Source organism: Pseudomonas sp. S3E17 (genome assembly GCF_024168685.1).
Classification (GTDB): domain Bacteria; phylum Pseudomonadota; class Gammaproteobacteria; order Pseudomonadales; family Pseudomonadaceae; genus Aquipseudomonas; species Aquipseudomonas marginalis.
This window is the reverse complement of record NZ_JALJWE010000001.1, coordinates 423706-445235: the sequence shown is the minus strand read 5'-3', so window position 1 is coordinate 445235 and position 21530 is coordinate 423706. Positions and strand designations below refer to the sequence as shown.

Here is a 21530-nt window from a genome sequence, read left to right as displayed (position 1 = left end):
TCACGAGCCTTACGAGACTCGTCAAGCCTGTCAGAGCGCATCCTGAGTGAAGGCACGAAACGGCATCATGGATCTACAACCCTGAAAGATGCTAAAGTGCCATCATTCAAAATTCAACGAAATTCGGTCTGAATACAGAGAAGGAACTCAGAGATGTCTGTCCCGTCACGGCTAGATAACCAAGCTCAACGCTTGCTCGCGCTACTCGTCAATAGATTGCCAAACGCAAGGGCGGCAAATCCTCAAACCTTCCTTGGCTACAAAGATGTACACGACAAACTTGGCCTTCCAAAGCTCCGTGAAAAGTGGGGCGACAGCCTTAAAGACCAAGGGCTTGTGTCACTCGCTCAATGGACTTATGAAACTGGAAAACCTGCAATCACTGGCCTGGTGATTGACCGGACCTCTTTGATGCCTGGTCCCGGATATTTTGACTTGTTCAAAAAAGAACGAGATGACTTTAAATGGTGGAAAGAAGAAATCGATAAGTCCAAGCAGTTTGACTGGTCGCCCTTCATTTCAGCGCCCCCACCTCCTGAAACACCTCTAGCCGTAGACATCAACATCGAAGGCCCAGCCGCACGTGAGGAAGTCACGACCTACCGCGTAATCCGCGACACTTTGTTAGCACGCCGAGCAAAACAGCTCCATAACTACGAATGTCAACTTTGCGGTCATACCATTGAGCTGCAAGACGGGCGTCGATATGCCGAGGCACACCATATCCAGCCTCTCGGCGCACCTCATAACGGGCCAGATGTTTTCGAAAATATCGTGTGTGTATGCCCCAATCACCACGCCGAACTTGACTATGGCGCTCGCCCACTAGAGCACGCCAACCTACGCTCAATGGAGGGGCATTCGATCAACGCATGCTATATCGAGTATCACAACACTCATATTCATAGAAAGTCATAGCTGAAAACCGTACGCGCTCACGCGTACGGTTATGCACGCGTCTCTATAAAGTATAGGAAATGCCCACCTGCACCGTGCGCGGTTCGCCTGGGTAGGCGTACACGTTGCCGAACGCACCTTCTTCATACTCGCGATTGAACAGGTTCTTCACGTCCAGATTCAGCCGCACCTTGTCGTTGACCTTGTAGTAGCTGAGCAGGTCGACCACGGTATAGGCGTCCATCGAGAAGGCGTTGTTGGAGGTTTGCCCGGCCCGTTCATCCACATACTTGCCACCCGCGCCGAGGCCCAGGCCCTTGAGGGCGCCGTCCTGGAACTCGTAAACGTTGAGCAGGCTGAAGCTGTTACGCGGGATGTTCAGCAAACGCGTGCCGCTGCGCAGGGTGTTGTCCTTGGTCACTTCGGCATCCACGTAGGCGTAGCCACCGATCACACGCCACTCGGGGGTGATATTGCCCGCCACGTTCAGGTCGAAACCACGGCTGCGCACCTGGCCGGCGGCGACGCTGAAGGTGGAGTCGAGAGGGTCGGTGGTGAGCACGTTTTTCTTCTCGATCTGGTAGATCGCGGCGTCGACACTGAGTTGACGGTCCAGGGCTTCCCACTTGATGCCCATCTCGTAGGATTTGCCTTTCTCCGGCTCAAAACCACCGCCCTGGCGACTGGCGCCGGTGTTGGGCTTGAACGAACGCGCGGCGTCGGCGTAGACCGCGACGGTGTCGGTGAGGTCGTAGATCACGCCCACGCGTGGGGTGACGGCGTTGTCGCTGGCGTCCCAGCTTTTACCGCCCGGCACGTAGGTGTGGTAGTCGTGTTCGAAACGCTCGAAGCGTGCGCCGGCGAGCACTTTAAGGCGCTCGGTCAGGGCCACCTGATCCTGCACGAAGGCCGCGTAGGTCTTGAGGTTTTCCTTGTCGTGGGTCGGCGTGCGCGTGAGGTTCGGGCGCGCCTGGCCGTAGACCGGGTTGAAGATGTCGATTGAATAAGCACCCACTGCGCCGCTGGAGCGCTGGATGATCGACTTGTAGTCGTAGTCTTCGAATTCGACGCCGGTGAGCAAGGTGTGGTCGAAACCACCGGTGGAGAAATGCCCGGTGAGGTTGAGCTGGGTGTCCTTGTCGGTCCACTCCAGTTTGCGGTAGTTGAAGTTGCGGCCCAGGGTGCGACCGTCGGCGGCCAGGCCGTTGGCTTCAATGGCATTGCCTTGCAAGGTGCCGTCCAGCCATTGGAAACCACCGCCCAGGGTCCAGCTGTCATTGAGCAGGTGCTCGAAACGCAGCTGGGCCATGCTGTTGTCGTTGTGCAGTTTGCCGGCGTCTTTTTCACCCCAGAAGGTGTCGCGCGAGGCGGTGCCTTTTTGATTGGGGTAGCGCGTCAGGCCACGGTCCAGCGGGTGGTTGTTGCGCATGAAGTCGCCCTCGAAGATCACCTTGGTGTCATCGCTGGCCTGCCAGGTGATCACCGGGGTCACGCCGTAGCGTTCGGTTTCGACATGGTCACGGAAGGTGTCACCGCCCTCGCCCACCACGTTCAGGCGATAGGCCAGGCGACCTTGTTCATCCAGCGGGCCGGAAGCGTCGAGGGTGGCGCGCTGCATGCCCTGGTCATCCAGTTGGCTGCCGAGGGTCACGGTCGGCTCGGCCAGCGGTTGCTTGGACACCACGTTGAAGGTGCCGCCGGGATCGCCACGGCCATACAGCATGGTCGCCGGGCCGCGCAGCACTTCGAGGCGTTCGATGGTGTTGGCGTCGGGCATGTTCGGGTAGCCCCGGTTGATCGGGAAACCGTTGCGGTAGAACTCGCCGGTGGTAAAGCCACGTACGGTGAAGGTGGTGAGCCCCTGCCCGCCAAAGTTGTTGGCACGGCCGACGCCGCCGGCGTAGTCCAGGGCGTCCTGCAAACGGGTGGCGCCGATGTCTTCGACCACATCCTTGGACACGACGCTGATGGACTGCGGGGTTTCATGAATCGAGGTGTCGGTGCGCGTCGCACTCGCGGAACGTGTGGCGTGGTAGCCCTTGACCGGCCCTTGCGCCGTCTCGTAGTCCGCCTCGCCGGTGACATTGGTGGCTTGCAGCTCAAGACTGGCCTTGTCGGCAGGGACAACCTCGGCCCAGGTAAACGGGGAAAACGCCTGAAGCACGCAGAGGGAAATCAGGGTACGACGCATGGATGTTGAACCTAGTGAATGAGCCAGATGGGGCGGCAAACCTGCCAAAAAACGCGGGAATGGTATACCAAGTCATTCGCGTTTGACATCTATTCTCATTCACTATTTTTCAGGTAACAGCTTTGTATCGATCTGTAGGAAATTGGACGCGAGGCAAATGTGGGAGGGGGCTTGCCCCCGATATCGGTGTATCAATCACAGCAACATCGACTGGTCTACCGCTATCGGGGGCAAGCCCCCTCCCACACTTGGATTTTTATACAACGTTAGAAGTGGATCCGATCAGCGATACCGCTCCAACCAATGGGCGTAAGGCGCCGGCAAGGTCCAGGAGGATTTCTCCACGCCCAGCTCCTTGGCCGCAAAGTACGCCCAATGCGGGTCAGCCAGGTGCGCACGACCGACCGAGACCAGGTCCAGGTGCCCAGCCTGCAACGCACCTTCCGCCAGTTGCGGCGTGCCAAAGCCCCAGGCCGAGGTCACCGGGATGCCGGCTTCGCGGCGCACGCGCTCGGCGATCGGCCCCATGAAGGCCGGACCCCACGGGATATTCGTGTCGGGGATGGTGAAACCGACGCTGACGCTCAGCAGGTCCAGGCCGCCGGCCTTGAAGTTGCGGGCCAGTTCGATGGATTCGGTCAGGGTCTGTTCGTCACGGCCGTCGTATTCGATCACGCCAAAACGTGCGGTCAGCGGCAGGTTTTCCGGCCAGACCTCGCGCACGGCAGCGAGGGTTTCCAGGAGGAAACGGCTGCGGTTGTCGAAGCTGCCACCGTAGGCGTCGGTGCGCTGGTTGGAATGCTCGGAGAAGAAGCTCTGGCCCAGGTAGCCATGGGCGAAGTGCAGCTCGATCCACTCGAAACCGACGTCACGGGCACGGCGGGCGGCGTCGACGAAGTCCTGCTTGACCCGAGCGATGTCGTCCAGGGTCATGGCGCGTGGTACTTGCGGCAGGTTGGCACCGAAGGCGATGGCCGACGGCGCGATGGTTTCCCAGCTGCGCGCATCGGAGGCAGGTATGTGGTCGTCCCCTTCCCACGGGCGGTTGGCGCTGGCTTTGCGACCGGCGTGGCCGATCTGGATGCCTGGCACCGAGCCGGCGGCCTTGATGGCCTTGACCATGGGCACGAACGCTTCGGCATGGGCGTCGCTCCAGAGACCTGCGCAACCTGGGGTGATACGCCCCTCAGGCGCGACAGCGGTGGCTTCGACCACCAGCAAACCGGCGCCGCCCCGGGCCATACTGGCCAGGTGCACGAGGTGCCAGTCGTTGACGATGCCGTCATCGGCCATGTATTGGCACATCGGCGGGATGGCGATGCGATTGCGCAGGGTGACGTCTTTGAGTGTGAACGGTTCGAACAAAGCGGACATTGAGAACTCCGGGAGCGAGTGGATGATTCGATAGTTCGATGGTAATCGAACTATGGTATTCGATGATAGCCCCCTGTTATGATTCGTTCCATGCGAGCCTTTAAACACCCCACCCCGGAAGACCTGACCCTCGAGCGCCTGCTGTACGCGCTGAGTGATCCGGTGCGCCTGGAGATTGTCCGCTGCCTGGCCGGCGTGCCCGAGGCCAGTTGCGGCGAACTGGACGGCGGGCGCCCCAAGTCCAGCATGTCCCACCACTTCCGGGTCCTGCGCGATGCCGGCCTGGTCCACACCCGCAGCGTGGGCACTACCCATATGAATTCATTGCGCGGCGAGGTGCTTGAGGAACGGTTTCCGGGATTGCTGCAGAGCATCCTGACGCAACGATAAAAGCCGGATCAGTCCAGCAGCGCGATCAGCCGCGACTCGATCGTCATGTCCCGCACGTCCAGCACCGCCAACGTCACCGGCAACTTGAAACGCCGCCGCCCTGCACTGCCGGGGTTTACGTACAGTGTTGCGCCCCGCCATTCGATCAGGGGCTTGTGCGAATGGCCGGTGATCACCAGCCGAGTAGACGTGTCGAGTAAGGCGGGTACGTCGGCGATATCATGCACCACCAACGTCCGCCATCCGTCCACCTCCAGCATCAGATGGTCGGGCACCAGCTCCGCCCACGCCGCGTCCTGGTCATTGTTGCCACGCACCACGTGCAGGGGCGCGATCTGTGCCAATTGCTGAAGAATCTCAGGGCTGCCGATATGACCGGCATGGATGATCTGCTCGCATCCCTGCAAGGCTGCGACAGCCTCAGGGCGCAGCAGGCCGTGGGTGTCGGAAATCACGCCAACTTTCATAGGGCCTCCGGGGTGGACATCGAACGGTGAAACACCGGCGCGCCATCCAAATATACGCGGTCCTTGCCATTGCCCTTGGAGGCGTAGAGATTGCGGTCGGCACGCTTGAGGACCGCCGACATATCGGCCCCGGCCGTAAAGCACGTCATGCCCGCACTGCAGGTGTAGTGATGGGGCGGCGCGACACTGCAGCGGATCGCTTGCAGCAGGCGCAGCGCGTAATCGGTGGCGAGATCGGGGTCATCGACCAGCAGCAGCACGCCGAATTCCTCGCCGCCAATCCTGCCGAAACTGTGGCTGCCGGGGGTGGATTTCAGGCACGCGGCCATGGCGCAGAGAATCCGGTCGCCGACATCATGGCCGAACTGGTCATTCTTCAATTTGAAACTGTCGATATCCAACATCATGAAGTAACCGCTATCACCGGCGGCAATCAGTTTGGCGAAGCCCTCCATAAAGGCGCGCCGGTTCAGGATGGAGGTCAAGTAATCCGTCTCGGCCAATTCCCGAAACTCACTCTCGACCAGTAACACGGAGCGCAGGTTTTTCAGGTAGTAGACATTCAAGATAAAGCCGATCGACACCGACGCCGCACAAAAAATAAACACATAGGTGTCGACGCCGTCATAAAGGCTCAGCTGAATGTTGGGCCACGTCAGTAACCAGACCAGGGCGGCGCAGACCAGAAAATCCTGGACCACGATAAACAGGATTGCGCTGCTCATCACCAAGGTCACGGCCAGCGGCAAGGCGAACACCTGCAACGCGGGGCGGGTGTGCACCACATAGGCAAAACCTGCGGACAGCAGCACCATGTAGAACCCGCCCAGCGCCCGCCACAGCACATAATGCGTCACCACCCGGTGAGCCCCATACACCACGCACAGCCCCAGCGTGACCAGCACCACCGGCCAGCCGAACATCCCCCCACGATCCACCAGCAACACCGCCAGCCAGGCGAAAATCCCGATCAGTTCGGCCTGGGCGATGGCAGGCGACAACAGCCTCTGCATCCGTGGCCTGAGTTTCACATTTGCCGGCATCCCGTCACTCCCTGTGAATGCGTGGCCGGTGTGTCATCGGCATGACTCAGTTGAAGACTGTGCAGGCAAATCGCAAACGAATAGGCCATGAACCGTCTTACCAGCACGACAAAAGGTGGCAGGACTTCAAGCTGCGTCTTGGAATGAATCTTGAAATAGCCCCGCTCGGCCCCCTCTTGCACCAGACGAATGACGTGGGTCTTGGACACCGAAAGTTGCTCAGCGATGGAAAGGTAGGACGAAGACCTGAAACTTGCGCCCTGATTATCCCGCGCACACGCATCGTTATAGATCGCCAGCATCAACATATGCCCGGCATCGCGTTTTACCAGCCAATAACAATCCGGTATCAACAGGTCAATGCTCAGGTTACGGCAGAGAAGCACCGAAAACCCTTTGAAATAACGGGCCAGATAGGCGCGATCATCCAAACCGGCCATTGAACCGCAAACCGCGGGTTCCGGGCACATCACGCCCAGCGGCTCGACCATGGACGTGAGCATCGGCCGGATCTCCGCGCAGGCTTGGGACGATGGGCTGAACAGCCGCAGACGGCTGTCGTCCGGATGCCTCGACACCGTCATGAACCCCAGCGCCCTGAACAGCAGGAAGATCGACTCCAGGCTGTTTCGCGAACAGAACCCGCGCGCCACACAAAACGCTTTCACCTCGGACAGCAAGGGGACCGGCTTGGCGAAATACGTGCTCAATAACGTAAAGGACACCATCAAGCGACTGAACTTCAGTGCCGTCTTGTAGAAAAACGGTCTTTTTGAATAGCACTCCAGCAGAGCCGAATAATGGGTACGAATACACCCGTCAAAATCCACATGGCGCTCAAACGCCCGCGCCGACTGTTCAATCGCCAGCTTCAACGAACCACTGCACATGAGAAAGAGCCCTGATCAAACAACTTGGATTCACTGATCTCAATTGCAGCACCGGTAATGGCGTTTTGCCTTGAGCGCAATCTATCGTGATTAGCTCAGGGGACATCGTCGTTACCAAAATTGTTCCAAAAAACCCAGGCGGCTTAACCGTTTCAGTCGCCGCGGCGAACCTTCCCCGCAAGCCGGCGTCCGAGCTAAGGCACTGTTGCCTACCGCTCGCCGCGAGGTTGTCGTTTGAAAGCCGCCATCATCAAAAAGTACCGCCTGATCATCAAGACCATGGGCTATGTGGGCTGGTCGCTGTTCTGGCTGTTGCTGTGGGACGTCGCCGTCACCGTGGACTTCATGCTGTTCCTCACCGCCAAGATCAATTTGCCGCTGATGCCCCTCACCCTGCTGGGCTCGGCACTGATCGTGCTCATCAGCTTTCGTAACAGCAGCGCCTATAACCGCTGGTGGGAGGCCCGTACGCTATGGGGCGCGATGGTCAACAATTCACGCAGCTTCGCGCGGCAGGTATTGACCCTGCTGGACGACCCCGACGGCGAAGTGAACCCGGTCAAGGCCACCCTGCTGCGCCGCCATGTGGCCTATGTGAATTGCCTGGCCGCGCACCTCAAGGGCGAGCCGTGCCCTGATGAAGTACGCGCCTTTATCCCCGCCGAGGAATTCGCCCGCAACGGCGCCACCAACAACTTTGCCAATGACATCCTCACCGGCTCGGCGGCGTTGCTGGCCAGGGAATACAAGGCAGGGCACCTGGACAGCATTCGCCTGGCACGGCTGGAGTCGACCCTGGTGGATTTGTCCAATGCCCAGGGCGGCATGGAGCGGATTGCCAACACGCCACTGCCCTACCCCTACGTGTATTTCCCGCGCCTGTTTATCTCGCTGTTCTGCCTGATCGTGCCCGTGGGCCTGGTGGAATCCCTGGGCTGGTTCACCCCGCTGGCGTCCACCGTGGTGGGCTTTATGCTGCTGGCCATCGAACGCATCGGCACCGACCTGCAAAGCCCGTTCCGCTCCAGCGAACACCAGATCCAGATGGAAGCCATCTGCGAAACCATCGAGAAAAACCTGCAATCGATGCAGCGTGATGCGCTGGGTGGCGAGCGCATCGGATAAACACGCCCTTCGGCCTAAAGTGCGTGCTCCCGCAGTCGATACAAAGGGAGTACGCATGGGCCACATCCCCTCAAAACAACACATGCGACGCTCGACGCCACTGTTTTCTCCTTGCCAAAAATATAAATACCCGCGGGTGAAGTCATGAATATCAAGCAAAAGTTGACCTGGGCGTTTGCCGCTATCGCGTGCCTGCCAGTCATCCTGGTGGCCGTTATGGTTGTGCTGAACTTGCGCGAGGGGGCCCTGGCCAATTTCCTCGACAGCAGCGGTCGCGAGATCCGTCAGATCGACAACGGCATGAAGCAGTTTTTCGATGGCATCAGCCAGAACGTCGACTTCGTCGCCAAGGACCCGCGCGTTGTCGCGGCCAAGGACCTCAAGAACTACGCCGGCGCCGACGCCGCGCAAATCCCCCTGACCCAGACCAACAAAGACCTGCTGGCGATTTTCGATCAGTTCGCCAAGAGCCACCCGAGCACCGCCTACTTGTCCTTGGGCCTCGCCGACGGCGGTTATGCCAGCTGGCCTGACGACACCAAACTGAACAACTACGACCCACGCGTACGCCCCTGGTACAAGGCCGCTATCGCCGCCCCAGGCGCTACCGTGCGCACCGGCGCCTATTACTGGGCACCGGACGACGTGGTGCTGATCGGCACCGTGCACACCGTTGCCGATGCCACCGGCAATATCCTCGGCGTGGTCGGCCTGGACGTGTCGCTCAAGCAGCTCACCGAGCTGGTGCGCAACATCAAGCTGGGCGACAGCGGCTACCTGATGCTGGTGGAAGCCAACGGCAACGTGCTGGTGGACCCCAGCGATGCCAAACACAACTTCAAGCCGATGGCCGACCTGGGCCCCAACTACGCCGAACTGGCCAAGCGCGGCGACGGCGTGACCCAGGTCGACATCAACGGCGTGGCCTACATGGCCAACGTGGTCAGCTCCAAGGATCTGGGCTGGCGCTTTATCGGCCTGATCAAACGCGATGAAGTCATGGCCGGCGCCACCAGCCTCACGTGGTTGATCGCCGCGATTGCCGCCGTCCTGGCCGTGGTGTTCGCGATTGTCGGCGCCAGCTTTGCCAGCGTGATCGTGCGCCCGATTCGCGGGGTGGCCGACGGCCTGCAGGAGATTGCCGAAGGCGAAGGCGACCTGACGCGCCAACTCAAGGTGCAAGGCAAGGACGAAACCGCCAGCCTGGCGGGCTGGTTCAACCAGTTCCTGAGCATGATCGCGCAACTGGTGCAACGCATCGGCAACGCCTCTTCCGACCTGCAAACCGCCGCCGCCGACACCAGCGAAGTCGCCAACAACATGAACCAGGCCGCCGGGCGCCAACGTGAAGCCGTGGAGCTGGTAAGCACCGCGTTCAACGAAATGGTGGCCACCGCCAACGAGGTCGCGCGTTCCTGCAGCGCCGCCGCCGCGAGTGCCGACGAAGGCTACCGCGACGTGCACAATGGCCAGCAACACATCGGCGAAGCCACCGGCAGCGTGCTCAAGCTCAGCGAAGACCTGCAAAAGTCGACCCAGACCATGCAGTTGCTGGAGCAGGACAGCCAGAACATCAACACCATCCTCGACACCATCCGCTCGATCGCCGAACAAACCAACCTGCTGGCGCTCAACGCCGCGATTGAAGCCGCGCGCGCCGGTGACCAGGGCCGCGGTTTTGCCGTGGTCGCCGACGAAGTCCGCGCCCTGGCACGCCGCACGGCCGACTCCACCGGTGAAATCGACAGCCTGCTGGGCAACCTCGCCCGCCGCACCCAGGAAGTCACCCAGCAGATGCAGGGCAGCCTGCTCGTATCCCACACCAGCGTGGAACGCATCCAGCAGGCCCGCGACAGCTTCGACAAGATCCAAGGCTCGGTGGACTCGATCCGCGACCAGAACACCCAGATCGCCACCGCGGCCGAAGAACAGCACCAGGTGGCCGAAGAGATCAACCGGCACATCGCGCAGATCCATGCCGATGCGCAACTGGTCGAAGGCTTTGCCCACTCGGCGCAGACCGGATCAGGACGGTTGACGGATATTTCCGGTCAGCTCAAGGGGTTGGTGGGGCGGTTCAAGTTCTAGGGTCGCCTGCGGGGACGTGTATTGGCTACTGATAGCCTCGCACTCCCCGCCTCTTACCCAACCACTGCTATTAAGGCGCTATCGGGGATGACGGTAGTCACCAACGACTTCGGGATCGTGCAGGCCCTGATGGATGCGACGCAGATCACGGTGATCCACACCGGCGGCCAACTGGACCATGACAACCATTCTTCCGTCGGCGGGCTGGCCGTGGCGACCCTGCGCCAGGTGGTAACGGACATCGCCTTTGTGTCCATCAGCTCCTGGGACTTGCACCGAGGCATCACCACCCCCTCGGCGCTGAAAGTCGAGGTCAAGCAAGTGGCGATGCAATCGGCGTCCCAGGTGGTGTTGGTGGCGAGCAGCTCCAAATATTGCACCTTCAGCATGTACCGCATCGCCGGGCTGGAACCGTTCGACGTGATCATCAGCGACGACGCCCTGGCGCCGGCAGCGGCAGATGGCATCCGCACGCGCGGGATTGAATGGATGCTGCCGGGTAATCCGTTGCCGGCCTGATGCCCTTCCTTTGTGGGAGATGTCGAGCTTTAGCGAGGCTTCGATGGCGGTGGCACGGTTGGCAGGTGTCTTGGCTGACGCACAGCTATCGGGGGCAAGCCCCCTCCCACATTTGATTGAGGTCGGCAGGTGGGAAGTTGCCCGGCTGTAGATCTCATGGTCACCGCTGGTCCCCTGTGGGAGATGTCGAGCTTTAGCGAGGCTTCGACGGCGGCGGCACGGTTGGCAGGTGTCTGGCTGACACACAGCTATCGGGGCAAGCCCCCTCCCACATTTGATTGAGGTTGGCAGGTGGGAAGTTGCCCGGCTGTAGATCTCATGATCACCGCTGGTCCCCTGTGGGAGATGTCGAGCTTTAGCGAGGCTTCGATGGCGGTGGCACGGTTGGCAGGTGTCTTGGCTGACGCACAGCTATCGGGGGCAAGCCCCCTCCCACATTTGATTGAGGTTGGCAGGTGGGAAGTTGCCCGGCTGTAGATCTCATGGTCACCGCTGGTCCCCTGTGGGAGATGTCGAGCTTTAGTGAGGCTTCGATGGCGGCGGCAGGGTTGGCAGGTGTGTTGGCTGACACACAGCTATCGGGGGCAAGTCGAATCGTCGCACCGCCCCTCCCACATTTGAACCGAACCGACACAGAGGCTCTGTCGACTACCGAGCCGCTTTCCAATCCCGCAACCATTGCAGGCCCGCTGAGGTATCGGCCTTTGGCCGGTATTCGCAGCCGACCCAGCCGTCGTAACCCAACTGGTCCATCAGTTCGAACAGGAACCTGTAGTTCAGCTCGCCCAGGTCAGGCTCGTGACGGTCCGGCACCCCGGCAATCTGGATATGGCCAATGCCGTCGAAGTCGCGGCGCAGCTTGGTGGCCAAGTCGCCTTCGACGATCTGGCAGTGGTAGCAGTCGAACTGCACCTTGAGGTTGCTCGCGCCGACCTCTCGGCAGATGGCGTGGGCCTGGTCCTGGCGGCTGAGGAAAAACCCCGGCATGTCGCGGGTGTTGATCGGTTCCAGCAACACGGTGACGCCGACCTTGGCCGCCGCCGTGCTGGCGTAGGCGAGGTTTTCCAGGTACACGGCGTGATGGCGCTCACGCAGGGATTCCGATGGCAACAGCCCCGCCATGACATGCACGCGGTGGTTGCCGAGCACGGCGGCGTATTCCAACGCGCGCTCGAAGCCACTGCGAAACTCGGCTTCACGCCCCGGCAGGCTCGCGATGCCCCGCTCCCCCGCCGCCCAGTCACCGGGCGGCGCGTTGAACAACGCCTGCACCAGGTCGTTATCACTCAAGCGCTGCTTGAGCACCTGCGCGTCGTACTCGTAGGGAAACAGGTACTCCACCGCTTCAAAACCATCGGCCTTCGCGGCACTGAAACGCTCGAGAAAGTCATGTTGCGGGTACAGCATGCTCAGGTTGGCAGCAAAACGAGGCATAGGAACTCCTGGAAATCAGACAAAAGGCCAGATCAACAATGTAATCACGAAACCCAAGGTGCCGAGCAAGGTGGTGATCACCGCCCACGTGCGCAAACCGTCGGCCACGTTAAGCCCGGCAAGTTTGATGAAGATCCAGTAGCCGACATCGTTGATATGGGACATAGCCAGCCCGCCACTATTCATGGGGTACTCATGAGGAAAACGGCGGCTGACACCACACCGGCGAGCCGCGTTTGAGCTGGGATCGATCACTCACCAATGAACGGATCATGTTAATTATTTTTTCAATCTGACATTTTTTAACATTGATCCGAGAAAACCTCAGCCTCACCCCTTATCGCCGTCCCCCACGCAAACTCATTTGCGACCCTTGTGCTTTGCGTATTATGGTATACCATCATACGCAATCCACTCCCCCACACCTGATGGAGCCGCTCATGAGTTTCGAAATCCGCAAGATCGTCAGCTACGTAGAAGAAACCTTTATCGAAGGCGGCAAGGCCGCGGACACCCCGGTGAAGATGGTCGGCCTCGCCGTGGTGCTGAAGAACCCATGGCTGGGTCGTGGCTTCGTCGAAGACTTGAAGCCCGAGATCCGGGCCAATTGCTCCGACCTCGGCGCGCTGATGGTCGAGCGCCTGGTGGGCATTATTGGCGGCGCCGAAAACATCGAGGCGTATGGCAAGGCTGCCGTGGTCGGGGCCGATGGCGAGATCGAACACGCGAGCGCGATCATCCATACCCTGCGCTTCGGCAATCACTACCGTGAAGCGGTCAAGGCCAAGAGCTACCTGAGCTTCACCAACAAGCGCGGCGGCCCTGGCACCTCGATCCAGATCCCGATGATGCACAAGGACGACGAAGGCCTGCGTTCGCACTACATCACCCTGGAAATGCACATCGAGGATTCGCCGCGCGCCGATGAAATCGTCGTGGTATTGGGCTGCGCCGATGGCGGCCGCCTGCACCCTCGTATCGGCAACCGCTATATCGACCTGGAAGAGCTGGCCGCTGAAAAAGCCCAGTAAGCAAGACCGGCCAAAACAAAAAGCATGCAGGAGCGCTCCATGATTCGGCTCACCGCTGAACGCACCCCGGCTGGCACCAGTTATCTGGCGACCGGCCAAGGCCAGCCTGTGGTTTTGATCCACGGCGTGGGCCTGAATAAAGAAATGTGGGGCGGGCAAGTCGTTGGCCTGGCCACGAATTACCGCGTGATCACCTATGACATGCTCGGCCATGGCGCCAGCCCGCGTCCGGCCGCCGGCACGCCGCTGCTGGGGTATGCCGACCAGTTACTGGAGCTGCTCGACCACCTGCAATTGCCCCAGGCCACGGTGATCGGTTTTTCCATGGGCGGCCTGGTCGCCCGGGCGTTTGCCCTGCACTATCCCGAGCGCCTCACATCCCTGGTAGTGCTCAACAGTGTGTTCAATCGCAGCCCGGAACAGCGCGCCGGCGTGATCGCACGCACCGCCCAGGCCGCCGAACACGGCCCGGATGCGAATGCCGAAGCCGCGCTGTCGCGCTGGTTCAGCCGTGAATACCAGGCGGCCAACCCGGCGCAGATCGCCGCCCTGCGTGAAACCCTGGCGGGCAACGACCCCCAGGGCTACCTGACCACCTACGAACTGTTTGCGACCCAGGACATGTACCGCGCCGACGACCTCAAGGGCTTGCGCGTACCGACCCTGGTCGCCACCGGCGAACTCGACCCCGGTTCAACCCCGGAAATGGCCCGGCAACTGGCCGATCGTATTCCCGGCGCCACCGTTGCGGTACTGGCCGAGCAACGGCATATGATGCCGGTAGAATCGCCACGCCTGGTCAACCAGCTGCTGCTGGGCTTCCTCGACACGGTGTACGCCCAAAACAATCCAATCAAGGGGATCGTTGCATGACACTCGCACGCTTCCAGATGTGCATCGGCGGTGAATGGGTCGATGCCCTGTCCGGCAAGACTTTCGACAGCCTCAACCCGGCGCTGGCCGAACCCTGGGCGCAACTGCCCGACGCCGATGAAGCCGATGTGGAGCGCGCCGTGCAGGCCGCGCAAAGCGCCTTCGACAGCCCGGCCTGGCGTGGCCTCACCGCCACCGCACGGGGCAAATTGCTGCGCCGCCTGGGTGAGCTGATCGCCGAGAACAAGGAGCAACTGGCCCAGCTGGAAAGCCGCGACAACGGCAAGTTGATCCGCGAAACCCGTGGCCAGGTCAGCTACCTGCCGGAGTTCTTCCACTACACCGCCGGCCTGGCCGACAAGCTCGAAGGCGGCACCCTGCCGCTGGACAAGCCCGACCTGTTCGCCTACACCGTGCACGAAGCCATGGGCGTGGTCGCCGCGATCATTCCGTGGAACAGCCCGCTGTACCTGACCGCGATCAAACTCGCGCCGGCCCTGGCGGCGGGCAATACCATCGTGATCAAACCGTCGGAACACGCCTCGGCGACCATCCTCGAACTCGCGCGCCTGGCCCTTGAAGCCGGGATCCCGCCGGGCGTGGTCAACGTGGTCACCGGCTACGGCCCAAGCACCGGCGCCGCCCTGACCCGCCACCCACTGGTACGCAAGATCGCCTTCACCGGCGGCGCGGCCACGGCCCGCCATGTGGTACGCAGCAGTGCGGAGAACTTCGCCAGGCTGTCCCTGGAACTGGGCGGCAAGTCACCCAATATCATCTTTGCCGACGCCGACCTCGACAGCGCCATCAACGGTGCGATTGCCGGGATCTATGCGGCGTCCGGGCAAAGCTGTGTCTCCGGTTCGCGCCTGCTGGTGCAGGATGAAATCTACGACGAATTCGTCGAGCGCCTGGTGGCACGCGCCCAGCGCATCCGCATCGGCAACCCCCAGGACGACGCCAGCGAAATGGGGCCCATGGCCACCGCGCAGCAACTGGCCGTGGTCGAAGGCCTGGTCGCGGACGCCATCGCCGAAGGCGCGCGCCTGCGCACCGGCGGCAAACGCCCGCAGAACCTCGGTGAGGGCTGGTTCTATGAGCCGACCTTGTTCGAGTGCGACAGCAACTCGATGAAGATCATGCAGGAAGAAGTGTTCGGCCCGGTGGCCTCGGTCATCCGTTTCAAGGACGAAGCCGAAGCGCTGGCCATCGCCAACGACTCGCAATTCGGCCTCGCCGCCGGCATCTGGACCCGCGACCTTGGCCGCGCCCACCGCCTGGCGCGGGACGTGCGCTCGGGGATCATCTGGGTCAACACCTACCGCGCCGTGTCGGCAATGGCGCCTATCGGCGGCTTCAAGAACAGCGGCTACGGACGTGAAAGCGGCATCGATTCGGTGCTCGCCTACACCGAGCTGAAGACGGTGTGGATCAACCTCTCCCAGGCGCCCATGCCTGACCCTTTCGTGATGCGTTAAGAGACCCCGACCATGATCGAACCCGGCATTTACAAAGACGTCATGAGCTCCTTCCCTTCCGGCGTCACGGTGGTCACCACCCTCGACCCGGACGGCGGCATCGTCGGCATCACCGCCAGTGCGTTCAGCGCGCTGTCGATCGACCCGGCGCTGGTGCTGTTCTGCCCCAACTATGGGTCGGACACCTACCCGATCCTGCGCGACAGCAAGCGCTTCGCGATCCACTTGCTGTCCGCCGACCAGACCGCCGAGGCCTATGCTTTCGCCAGCAAAGGCAAAGAAAAGGCCAAGGGCATCGAGTGGCACCTGAGCGAGTTGGGCAACCCGCTGCTGGCCAAGGCCACGGCGATCATCGAGTGCGAACTGTGGCGCGAATACGACGGCGGCGATCACGCGATCATCGTCGGCGCGGTAAAGAACCTGATCCTGCCCAAGGAACCGGTCACGCCGATGATCTACCACAAGGGCAAGCTGGGCCCGCTGCCGGCCCTGGCCTGAGGCGCGCGGGGGCCGTGAGGGTTTGTCGCTTAAGGAACGCAGCATGATAAACTTGGGCACGATTTTCGGCCCTCAATCGGCCCCGGCCGGCCGAGGCCTCCAGTTAACCGCCAAATTCAGAGCAGACCCCATGAAACGCGCGCCCCTCGACGACAGCTTCAAGGTCAATCACAACCCGGTCACCCTGCGCGAAATCGTGCTGGAAAAACTGCGCAGCGCCATCATGAACTTCCAACTGCTGCCCGGTGACCGCCTGGTGGAGCGCGACCTGTGCGACCGCCTCGGCGTCAGCCGCACCTCGGTACGCGAAGCCTTGCGTCACCTGGAGTCCGAAGGCCTGGTGGAATTCGCCGATGCCAAGGGCCCGCAGGTGGCAATCATCACCCTGGCCGACGCCGTCGACATCTATGAACTGCGCTGCGTACTCGAAGGCTTGATCGTGCAATTGTTCACCCTGCGCGCCAAGGCCAAGGACATCAAGGCCCTGGAAAAAGCCCTGGAAGAAAACCGCAAGGCCCTCAAGGACGGTGAACTGCAACAGGTCATCGACTCGGTCCAGGGCTTCTACGACGTGCTGCTCGAAGGTTCGGGCAACCATGTGGCGGCCACCCAGTTGCGCCAGCTGCAAGCGCGCATCAGCTACCTGCGCGCCACCTCGGTGTCCCAGGAAAACCGTCGCGGCACCAGTAACCAGGAAATGGAACGCATGGTCCAGGCGATCAAGAGCGGCGACCCGCTGGCGGCCCACCAGGCCTGCGTCGATCACGTGCGTGCGGCCGCCGCCGTGGCCCTGGACTACCTCAAGCGCAAACAGGAAGAAACCGGCAAGATTCCGGAAATCACCCTGCCCATCGCGCTGAAAGAACCGCGCATAGGTCACTGACCTTGGCCAGCCCCAGCTTTTGCCCGACATGCGGCGGCAGTGACCTCGGTCACCAGCTGCCACCGGGCGATACCCATGAGCGCCTGATGTGCCGGGGCTGCGGCTATATCCACTACATCAATCCCAAGATCATCGCCGGCTGCATCATCGAGCAGGACGGCAAATACCTGCTATGCCAACGGGCGATCCCACCCCGCCCGGGCACCTGGACCTTGCCTGCCGGCTTTATGGAAGGTGGCGAAACCACTGAGCAGGCGGCGTTGCGTGAAGTCTGGGAAGAAAGCGGCGTACGCGCCGAGATCCTCTCGCCCTACTCGATCTTCAGCGTGCCGAAAATCAGCGAGGTGTACATCATCTTCCGCGCCATCGCGCTGGAGATCACCGGCCAGTTCGGCCCGGAAACCCTCGACTACACGTTCTTCGCGCCCGAGGAGATTCCCTGGGAGAGCATCTACTACCCGGCGATCCGGCAGATTCTCGAACGGTATATCGAGGAACGCCAGGCTGGGGTGTATGGCATCTATATCGGGAACGATGACAGCGGCAAGATTCATTTCATCCGCTGACCGCACGGCCAAACACGGATCAAAATGTGGGAGGGGGCTTGCTCCCGATAGCGGTGTATCAGTCAGCATCCTTGTAGCTGACAGACCTCTATCGGGAGCAAGCCCCCTCCCACATTTGGCCCATGTTCGGCCTGATGACCTAGGGCGCCAGCCCTTCCACGATGATGATCTGCGCCACCCCCGCCCCTTCACGGTGCGCCTTCGCCTCCTGATATTCAGCGGACTCATAACACGCCACCGCCTGCTCATAGCTCTCAAACTCAATCACCACATTACGCTGCCGTGCCGGCCCGCCTTCCATCGCCTCGCTGCGCCCGCCCCTGGCCAGGAACCGCCCGCCAAACTTTGCAAACGCCGCCGGCGCGCGCTGGGTGTACTGCGTGTATTGCTCGGCATCGGACACATCCACATGGGCAATCCAGTAGGCCTTCATCGTGACATCCTCTTGTTGAGTTTTTGTGGTATACCATAATACATACAACCAACAAATCGAGCACTCTCCATGTCCTTCAACAGCATCGCAGACATCATCGAAGACTACCGCCAAGGCAAGATGGTGCTCCTGGTGGACGACGAAGACCGGGAAAACGAAGGCGACCTGTTGCTGCCTGCGGCCTGCTGCACCGCCGAGACTATCAGTTTCATGGCCCGCGAAGCCCGTGGCCTGATCTGCCTGACCCTCACCGACGAACACTGCCAGCGCCTCGGCCTGGAACAGATGGTGCCGAGCAACGGCAGCGTGTTCAGCACCGCGTTTACCGTGTCCATCGAAGCCGCCAGCGGCGTGACTACCGGTATCTCCGCCGCCGACCGCGCACGCACCGTGGCAGCGGCCGTCGATATCAATGCCGGACCGGCCGACATCGTGCAGCCGGGGCATATCTTCCCGTTGCGCGCCAAGGACGGCGGCGTGTTGACCCGCGCCGGCCACACCGAAGCCGGCTGCGACCTGGCGCGCCTGGCCGGGCACACCCCGGCATCGGTGATCGTCGAAGTGATGAACGATGACGGCACCATGGCCCGCCGCCCCGACCTGGAAATCTTCGCGCGCAAGCACGGCATCAAGATCGGCACCATCGCCGACCTGATCCACTACCGCCTCAGCACCGAACGCACCGTGGTGCGCATCGGTGAACGCGACCTGCCCACGGTGCACGGCACGTTCCGCCTGATCACCTTTGAAGACCGCATCGACGGCGGCGTGCACATGGCAATGGTGATGGGCCAGTTGCGCCGCGATACCCCGGCGCTGGTGCGCGTGCATGTGATCGACCCGCTGCGCGACCTGGTCGGTGCCGACTACAGCGGCCCGTCCAACTGGACGCTGTGGGCGGCCTTGCAACGTGTCGCCGCTGAAGGCAGCGGCGTGGTGGTGGTGCTGGCCAACCATGAGTCGTCCCAGGCGCTGCTCGAACGCGTGCCGCAACTGACCCAGGCACCGCGCCAGTTCAACCGTTCGCAGTCGCGCATCTATTCCGAAGTGGGCACCGGGGCGCAGATCTTGCAAGACCTCGGCGTCGGCAAGCTGCGTCACCTCGGCCCGCCCCTCAAATATGCCGGGCTGACCGGCTACGACCTGGAGGTGGTCGAGAGCATTCCCTTCACCGAATGACGGATAACCGGTAAGGCAAAATGCTTGCACAAAGTTTGGAATACCATAATATGATATTCCATAGACCGAACGCTTCCGCCAAGTGCGCCCGCCAGGGAGAGCACCAATAACAGCCCTTGGCACGGTCGCCTTTTGGGGTCTCGATTAGAGGCCCCCGATGGACCTACTGCTCCCGATAGGCGGGCATTACCAAGCCCGCTCAATAACAAAACAAATGAGGGCGTGAAAATGGTGTTGAACAAACGTGCAACCGCGGTGCTGTTCGCGGGTTTATTGGCCACGGCCACTCACGCGGCCATGGCGGCCGAAAGCGTCAATTTCGTGAGCTGGGGCGGTAGCACCCAGGATGCGCAGAAGCAGGCCTGGGCCGACCCGTTCAGCAAGGCCAGCGGCATTACCGTGGTCCAGGATGGCCCCACCGACTACGGCAAACTCAAGGCCATGGTCGAAAGCGGCAACGTGCAGTGGGACGTGGTGGATGTCGAGGCCGACTTCGCCTTGCGCGCCGCCGCCGAAGGCCTGCTCGAACCCCTCGACTTCTCAGTGATCCAGCGCGACAAGATCGACCCGCGCTTCGTCTCCGACCATGGCGTGGGCTCGTTCTTCTTCTCCTTCGTGCTCGGCTACAACGAAGGCAAGCTCGGCGCCGGCAAGCCCCAGGACTGGACCGCGTTGTTCGACACCAAGACCTACCCCGGCAAACGCGCCCTCTACAAATGGCCAAGCCCCGGCGTGCTCGAACTGGCGCTGCTGGCCGACGGCGTCCCGGCCGACAAGCTCTACCCCCTGGACCTGGACCGCGCCTTCAAGAAACTCGACACCATCAAGAAAGACATCGTCTGGTGGGGCGGCGGTGCGCAGTCGCAACAGTTGCTGGCGTCCGGCGAAGTCAGCATGGGCCAGTTCTGGAACGGTCGCATCCACGCCCTGCAGGAAGACGGCGCGCCCGTGGGCGTGAGCTGGAAGCAGAACCTGGTCATGGCCGATATCCTCGTCGTGCCTAAAGGTTCGAAAAACAAAGCGGCGGCGATGAAATTCCTCGCCAACGCCAGCAGCGCCAAGGGCCAGGCGGATTTCTCCAACCTGACCGCCTATGCGCCGGTGAACATCGACAGTGTGCAGCGCCTGGATTCGGTGCTCGCGCCGAACCTGCCGACCGCCTACGTCAAGGACCAGATCACCCTCGATTTCGCCTACTGGGCCAAGAACGGTCCGGCCATTGCGACACGGTGGAATGAATGGCTAGTCAAATGAAAATGACGGCAACCACACCGACCGGGAGCGCCCTCGGCGCTGCCGGCGCGGTTTCGCCCAAGGCTGGGGCGCCGTCCCTGGCACAGCGCTGGCGGGGCTCGAGCAACCTGATCCCGGCCCTGCTGTTCCTCGGCCTGTTCTTCCTGGCGCCGCTGATCGGCCTGCTGCTGCGCGGTGTGCTGGAGCCAGTGCCGGGCCTGGGCAACTATGAACAGCTGTTCGCCAACTCGGCCTATGCACGGGTGCTGCTCAACACCTTTTCGGTGGCGGGCCTGGTGACCCTGTTCAGCCTGTTGCTGGGCTTTCCGCTGGCCTGGGCGATCACCCTTGTGCCGCGCGGCTGGGGACGCTGGATCCTGAATATTGTGCTGCTGTCGATGTGGACCAGCCTGCTCGCCCGCACTTACTCGTGGCTGGTCTTGCTGCAAGCCTCCGGGGTGATCAACAAGGCGCTGATGGCCATGGGCATCATCGATGTGCCCCTGGAGATGGTGCATAACCTCACCGGCGTGGTGATCGGCATGAGCTACATCATGATTCCGTTCATCGTGCTGCCATTGCAGGCGACCATGCAGGCCATCGACCCGATGATCCTGCAGGCCGGCTCGATCTGCGGCGCGAGCCCGTGGACCAACTTCTTGCGCGTGTTCCTGCCGCTGTGCCGGCCGGGGTTGTTCTCCGGCGGCCTGATGGTGTTCGTGATGTCCCTCGGTTACTACGTCACCCCGGCACTGCTCGGCGGTGCGCAGAACATGATGCTGCCCGAGTTCATCATCCAGCAGGTGCAATCGTTCCTTAACTGGGGCCTGGCCAGTGCCGGCGCGGCGTTGCTGATCTTCATCACCCTGGTGCTGTTCTACTTCTACCTGAAGCTTCAGCCGGAATCCCCGGTTGGCGCCAGCAACGCGAGGTAAGCC

21 protein-coding genes and 1 pseudogene are annotated in these 21530 nt (G+C 61.6%); 14 read left to right on the top strand and 8 right to left on the bottom strand.

Annotated features, from left to right (window positions below; translation table 11 throughout):
- The first annotated feature begins 153 nt into the window (after positions 1 to 153).
- Entirely contained in the window at positions 154 to 918 is a 765-nt protein-coding gene (locus tag J3D60_RS01830) for an HNH endonuclease (protein WP_253489158.1), read from the top strand.
- Between the two features lie 43 nt (positions 919 to 961).
- On the opposite strand, the gene J3D60_RS01825 is transcribed toward J3D60_RS01830, so the two are convergent.
- Positions 962 to 3088, bottom strand: coding sequence for a TonB-dependent siderophore receptor (locus J3D60_RS01825; RefSeq protein WP_253489155.1), 2127 nt, complete (start codon positions 3086 to 3088; stop codon positions 962 to 964).
- A 282-nt stretch (positions 3089 to 3370) separates the two neighbouring features.
- Positions 3371 to 4462 carry an NADH:flavin oxidoreductase/NADH oxidase gene (locus J3D60_RS01820; protein ID WP_253489150.1) on the bottom strand — a complete coding sequence of 364 codons (1092 nt, stop codon included), beginning with the start codon at positions 4460 to 4462 and terminating at the stop codon, positions 3371 to 3373.
- A 78-nt stretch (positions 4463 to 4540) separates the two neighbouring features.
- Between J3D60_RS01820 and J3D60_RS01815 the strand changes: the two genes are divergently transcribed.
- A complete protein-coding gene (locus tag J3D60_RS01815) occupies positions 4541 to 4852 on the top strand; it encodes a helix-turn-helix transcriptional regulator (protein WP_092488249.1) in 312 nt (103 codons plus the stop codon).
- An 8-nt stretch (positions 4853 to 4860) separates the two neighbouring features.
- Here the strand turns inward: J3D60_RS01815 and J3D60_RS01810 are convergent, their stop codons facing one another.
- Genes J3D60_RS01810 through J3D60_RS01800 form a run of 3 tightly spaced genes read right to left on the bottom strand, consistent with a single transcriptional unit; the run spans position 4861 to position 7237 of the window.
- On the bottom strand, positions 4861 to 5319 hold the full coding sequence (locus tag J3D60_RS01810) for a metallophosphoesterase family protein (RefSeq protein ID WP_253489147.1): 459 nt from the start codon (positions 5317 to 5319) through the stop codon (positions 4861 to 4863).
- Positions 5316 to 6362, bottom strand: coding sequence for a GGDEF domain-containing protein (locus J3D60_RS01805; protein ID WP_253489135.1), 1047 nt, complete (start codon positions 6360 to 6362; stop codon positions 5316 to 5318). The genes J3D60_RS01810 and J3D60_RS01805 overlap by 4 nt, the downstream gene beginning before the upstream one ends.
- On the bottom strand, positions 6347 to 7237 hold the full coding sequence (locus J3D60_RS01800) for a hypothetical protein (RefSeq protein WP_253489132.1): 891 nt from the start codon (positions 7235 to 7237) through the stop codon (positions 6347 to 6349). The genes J3D60_RS01805 and J3D60_RS01800 overlap by 16 nt, the downstream gene beginning before the upstream one ends.
- Before the next feature lie 249 nt (positions 7238 to 7486).
- Between J3D60_RS01800 and J3D60_RS01795 the strand changes: the two genes are divergently transcribed.
- The 3 genes from J3D60_RS01795 (at position 7487) to J3D60_RS01785 (ending at position 10984) form a co-directional block, all read left to right on the top strand.
- On the top strand, positions 7487 to 8377 hold the full coding sequence (locus tag J3D60_RS01795) for a bestrophin family protein (RefSeq protein WP_115489070.1): 891 nt from the start codon (positions 7487 to 7489) through the stop codon (positions 8375 to 8377).
- A 144-nt stretch (positions 8378 to 8521) separates the two neighbouring features.
- Positions 8522 to 10465 carry a methyl-accepting chemotaxis protein gene (locus J3D60_RS01790; RefSeq protein ID WP_253489129.1) on the top strand — a complete coding sequence of 648 codons (1944 nt, stop codon included), beginning with the start codon at positions 8522 to 8524 and terminating at the stop codon, positions 10463 to 10465.
- 21 nt (positions 10466 to 10486) lie between these two features.
- Positions 10487 to 10984 (top strand): DeoR/GlpR family DNA-binding transcription regulator, encoded by a 498-nt coding sequence (locus J3D60_RS01785; RefSeq protein WP_301294437.1) that lies wholly within the window; start codon positions 10487 to 10489, stop codon positions 10982 to 10984.
- 648 nt (positions 10985 to 11632) lie between these two features.
- Here the strand turns inward: J3D60_RS01785 and otnI are convergent.
- Positions 11633 to 12418, bottom strand: coding sequence for a 2-oxo-tetronate isomerase (gene otnI, locus J3D60_RS01780; protein WP_253489123.1), 786 nt, complete (start codon positions 12416 to 12418; stop codon positions 11633 to 11635).
- Between the two features lie 15 nt (positions 12419 to 12433).
- Positions 12434 to 12595 (bottom strand): annotated as a pseudogene (locus J3D60_RS01775) (transporter); the annotation flags it as partial.
- 263 nt (positions 12596 to 12858) lie between these two features.
- Here J3D60_RS01775 and J3D60_RS01770 point away from each other — a divergent pair.
- The 6 genes from J3D60_RS01770 to J3D60_RS01745 all read left to right on the top strand — a co-directional run bounded on the left by J3D60_RS01770 (position 12859) and on the right by J3D60_RS01745 (position 17747).
- Complete coding sequence (locus J3D60_RS01770) at positions 12859 to 13449, top strand: amino acid synthesis family protein (protein WP_065939735.1); 591 nt, start codon at positions 12859 to 12861, stop codon at positions 13447 to 13449.
- Positions 13450 to 13488: 39 nt separating this feature from the next.
- A complete protein-coding gene (locus J3D60_RS01765; protein ID WP_027603603.1) occupies positions 13489 to 14322 on the top strand; it encodes an alpha/beta fold hydrolase in 834 nt (277 codons plus the stop codon).
- Positions 14319 to 15800: an aldehyde dehydrogenase gene (locus J3D60_RS01760; protein WP_253489120.1), complete on the top strand. Its 1482-nt coding sequence runs from the start codon at positions 14319 to 14321 to the stop codon at positions 15798 to 15800. Before J3D60_RS01765 ends, J3D60_RS01760 begins: the two co-directional genes overlap by 4 nt.
- A 12-nt stretch (positions 15801 to 15812) precedes the next feature.
- Positions 15813 to 16298: a flavin reductase family protein gene (locus tag J3D60_RS01755; protein WP_027603601.1), complete on the top strand. Its 486-nt coding sequence runs from the start codon at positions 15813 to 15815 to the stop codon at positions 16296 to 16298.
- Positions 16299 to 16428: 130 nt separating this feature from the next.
- Positions 16429 to 17181, top strand: a complete 753-nt coding sequence (locus J3D60_RS01750) for a GntR family transcriptional regulator (RefSeq protein ID WP_027603600.1) — start codon at positions 16429 to 16431, stop codon at positions 17179 to 17181.
- 2 nt (positions 17182 to 17183) lie between these two features.
- Positions 17184 to 17747, top strand: coding sequence for an NUDIX hydrolase (locus J3D60_RS01745; RefSeq protein ID WP_253489117.1), 564 nt, complete (start codon positions 17184 to 17186; stop codon positions 17745 to 17747).
- A gap of 139 nt (positions 17748 to 17886) precedes the next feature.
- Here J3D60_RS01745 and J3D60_RS01740 read toward each other — a convergent pair whose 3' ends face one another.
- Positions 17887 to 18180, bottom strand: a complete 294-nt coding sequence (locus J3D60_RS01740) for a DUF1330 domain-containing protein (protein ID WP_053139511.1) — start codon at positions 18178 to 18180, stop codon at positions 17887 to 17889.
- A gap of 69 nt (positions 18181 to 18249) precedes the next feature.
- On the opposite strand from J3D60_RS01740, the gene ribBA reads away from it, so the two are divergent.
- From ribBA to J3D60_RS01725, 3 genes are all read left to right on the top strand, one after another.
- Positions 18250 to 19359, top strand: a complete 1110-nt coding sequence (gene ribBA / locus J3D60_RS01735) for a bifunctional 3,4-dihydroxy-2-butanone-4-phosphate synthase/GTP cyclohydrolase II (RefSeq protein WP_115489053.1) — start codon at positions 18250 to 18252, stop codon at positions 19357 to 19359.
- Positions 19360 to 19587: 228 nt separating this feature from the next.
- Complete coding sequence (locus J3D60_RS01730) at positions 19588 to 20613, top strand: ABC transporter substrate-binding protein (protein ID WP_027603596.1); 1026 nt, start codon at positions 19588 to 19590, stop codon at positions 20611 to 20613.
- Positions 20610 to 21527 carry an ABC transporter permease gene (locus J3D60_RS01725; protein WP_065946543.1) on the top strand — a complete coding sequence of 306 codons (918 nt, stop codon included), beginning with the start codon at positions 20610 to 20612 and terminating at the stop codon, positions 21525 to 21527. Before J3D60_RS01730 ends, J3D60_RS01725 begins: the two co-directional genes overlap by 4 nt.
- Positions 21528 to 21530 lie beyond the last annotated feature (3 nt).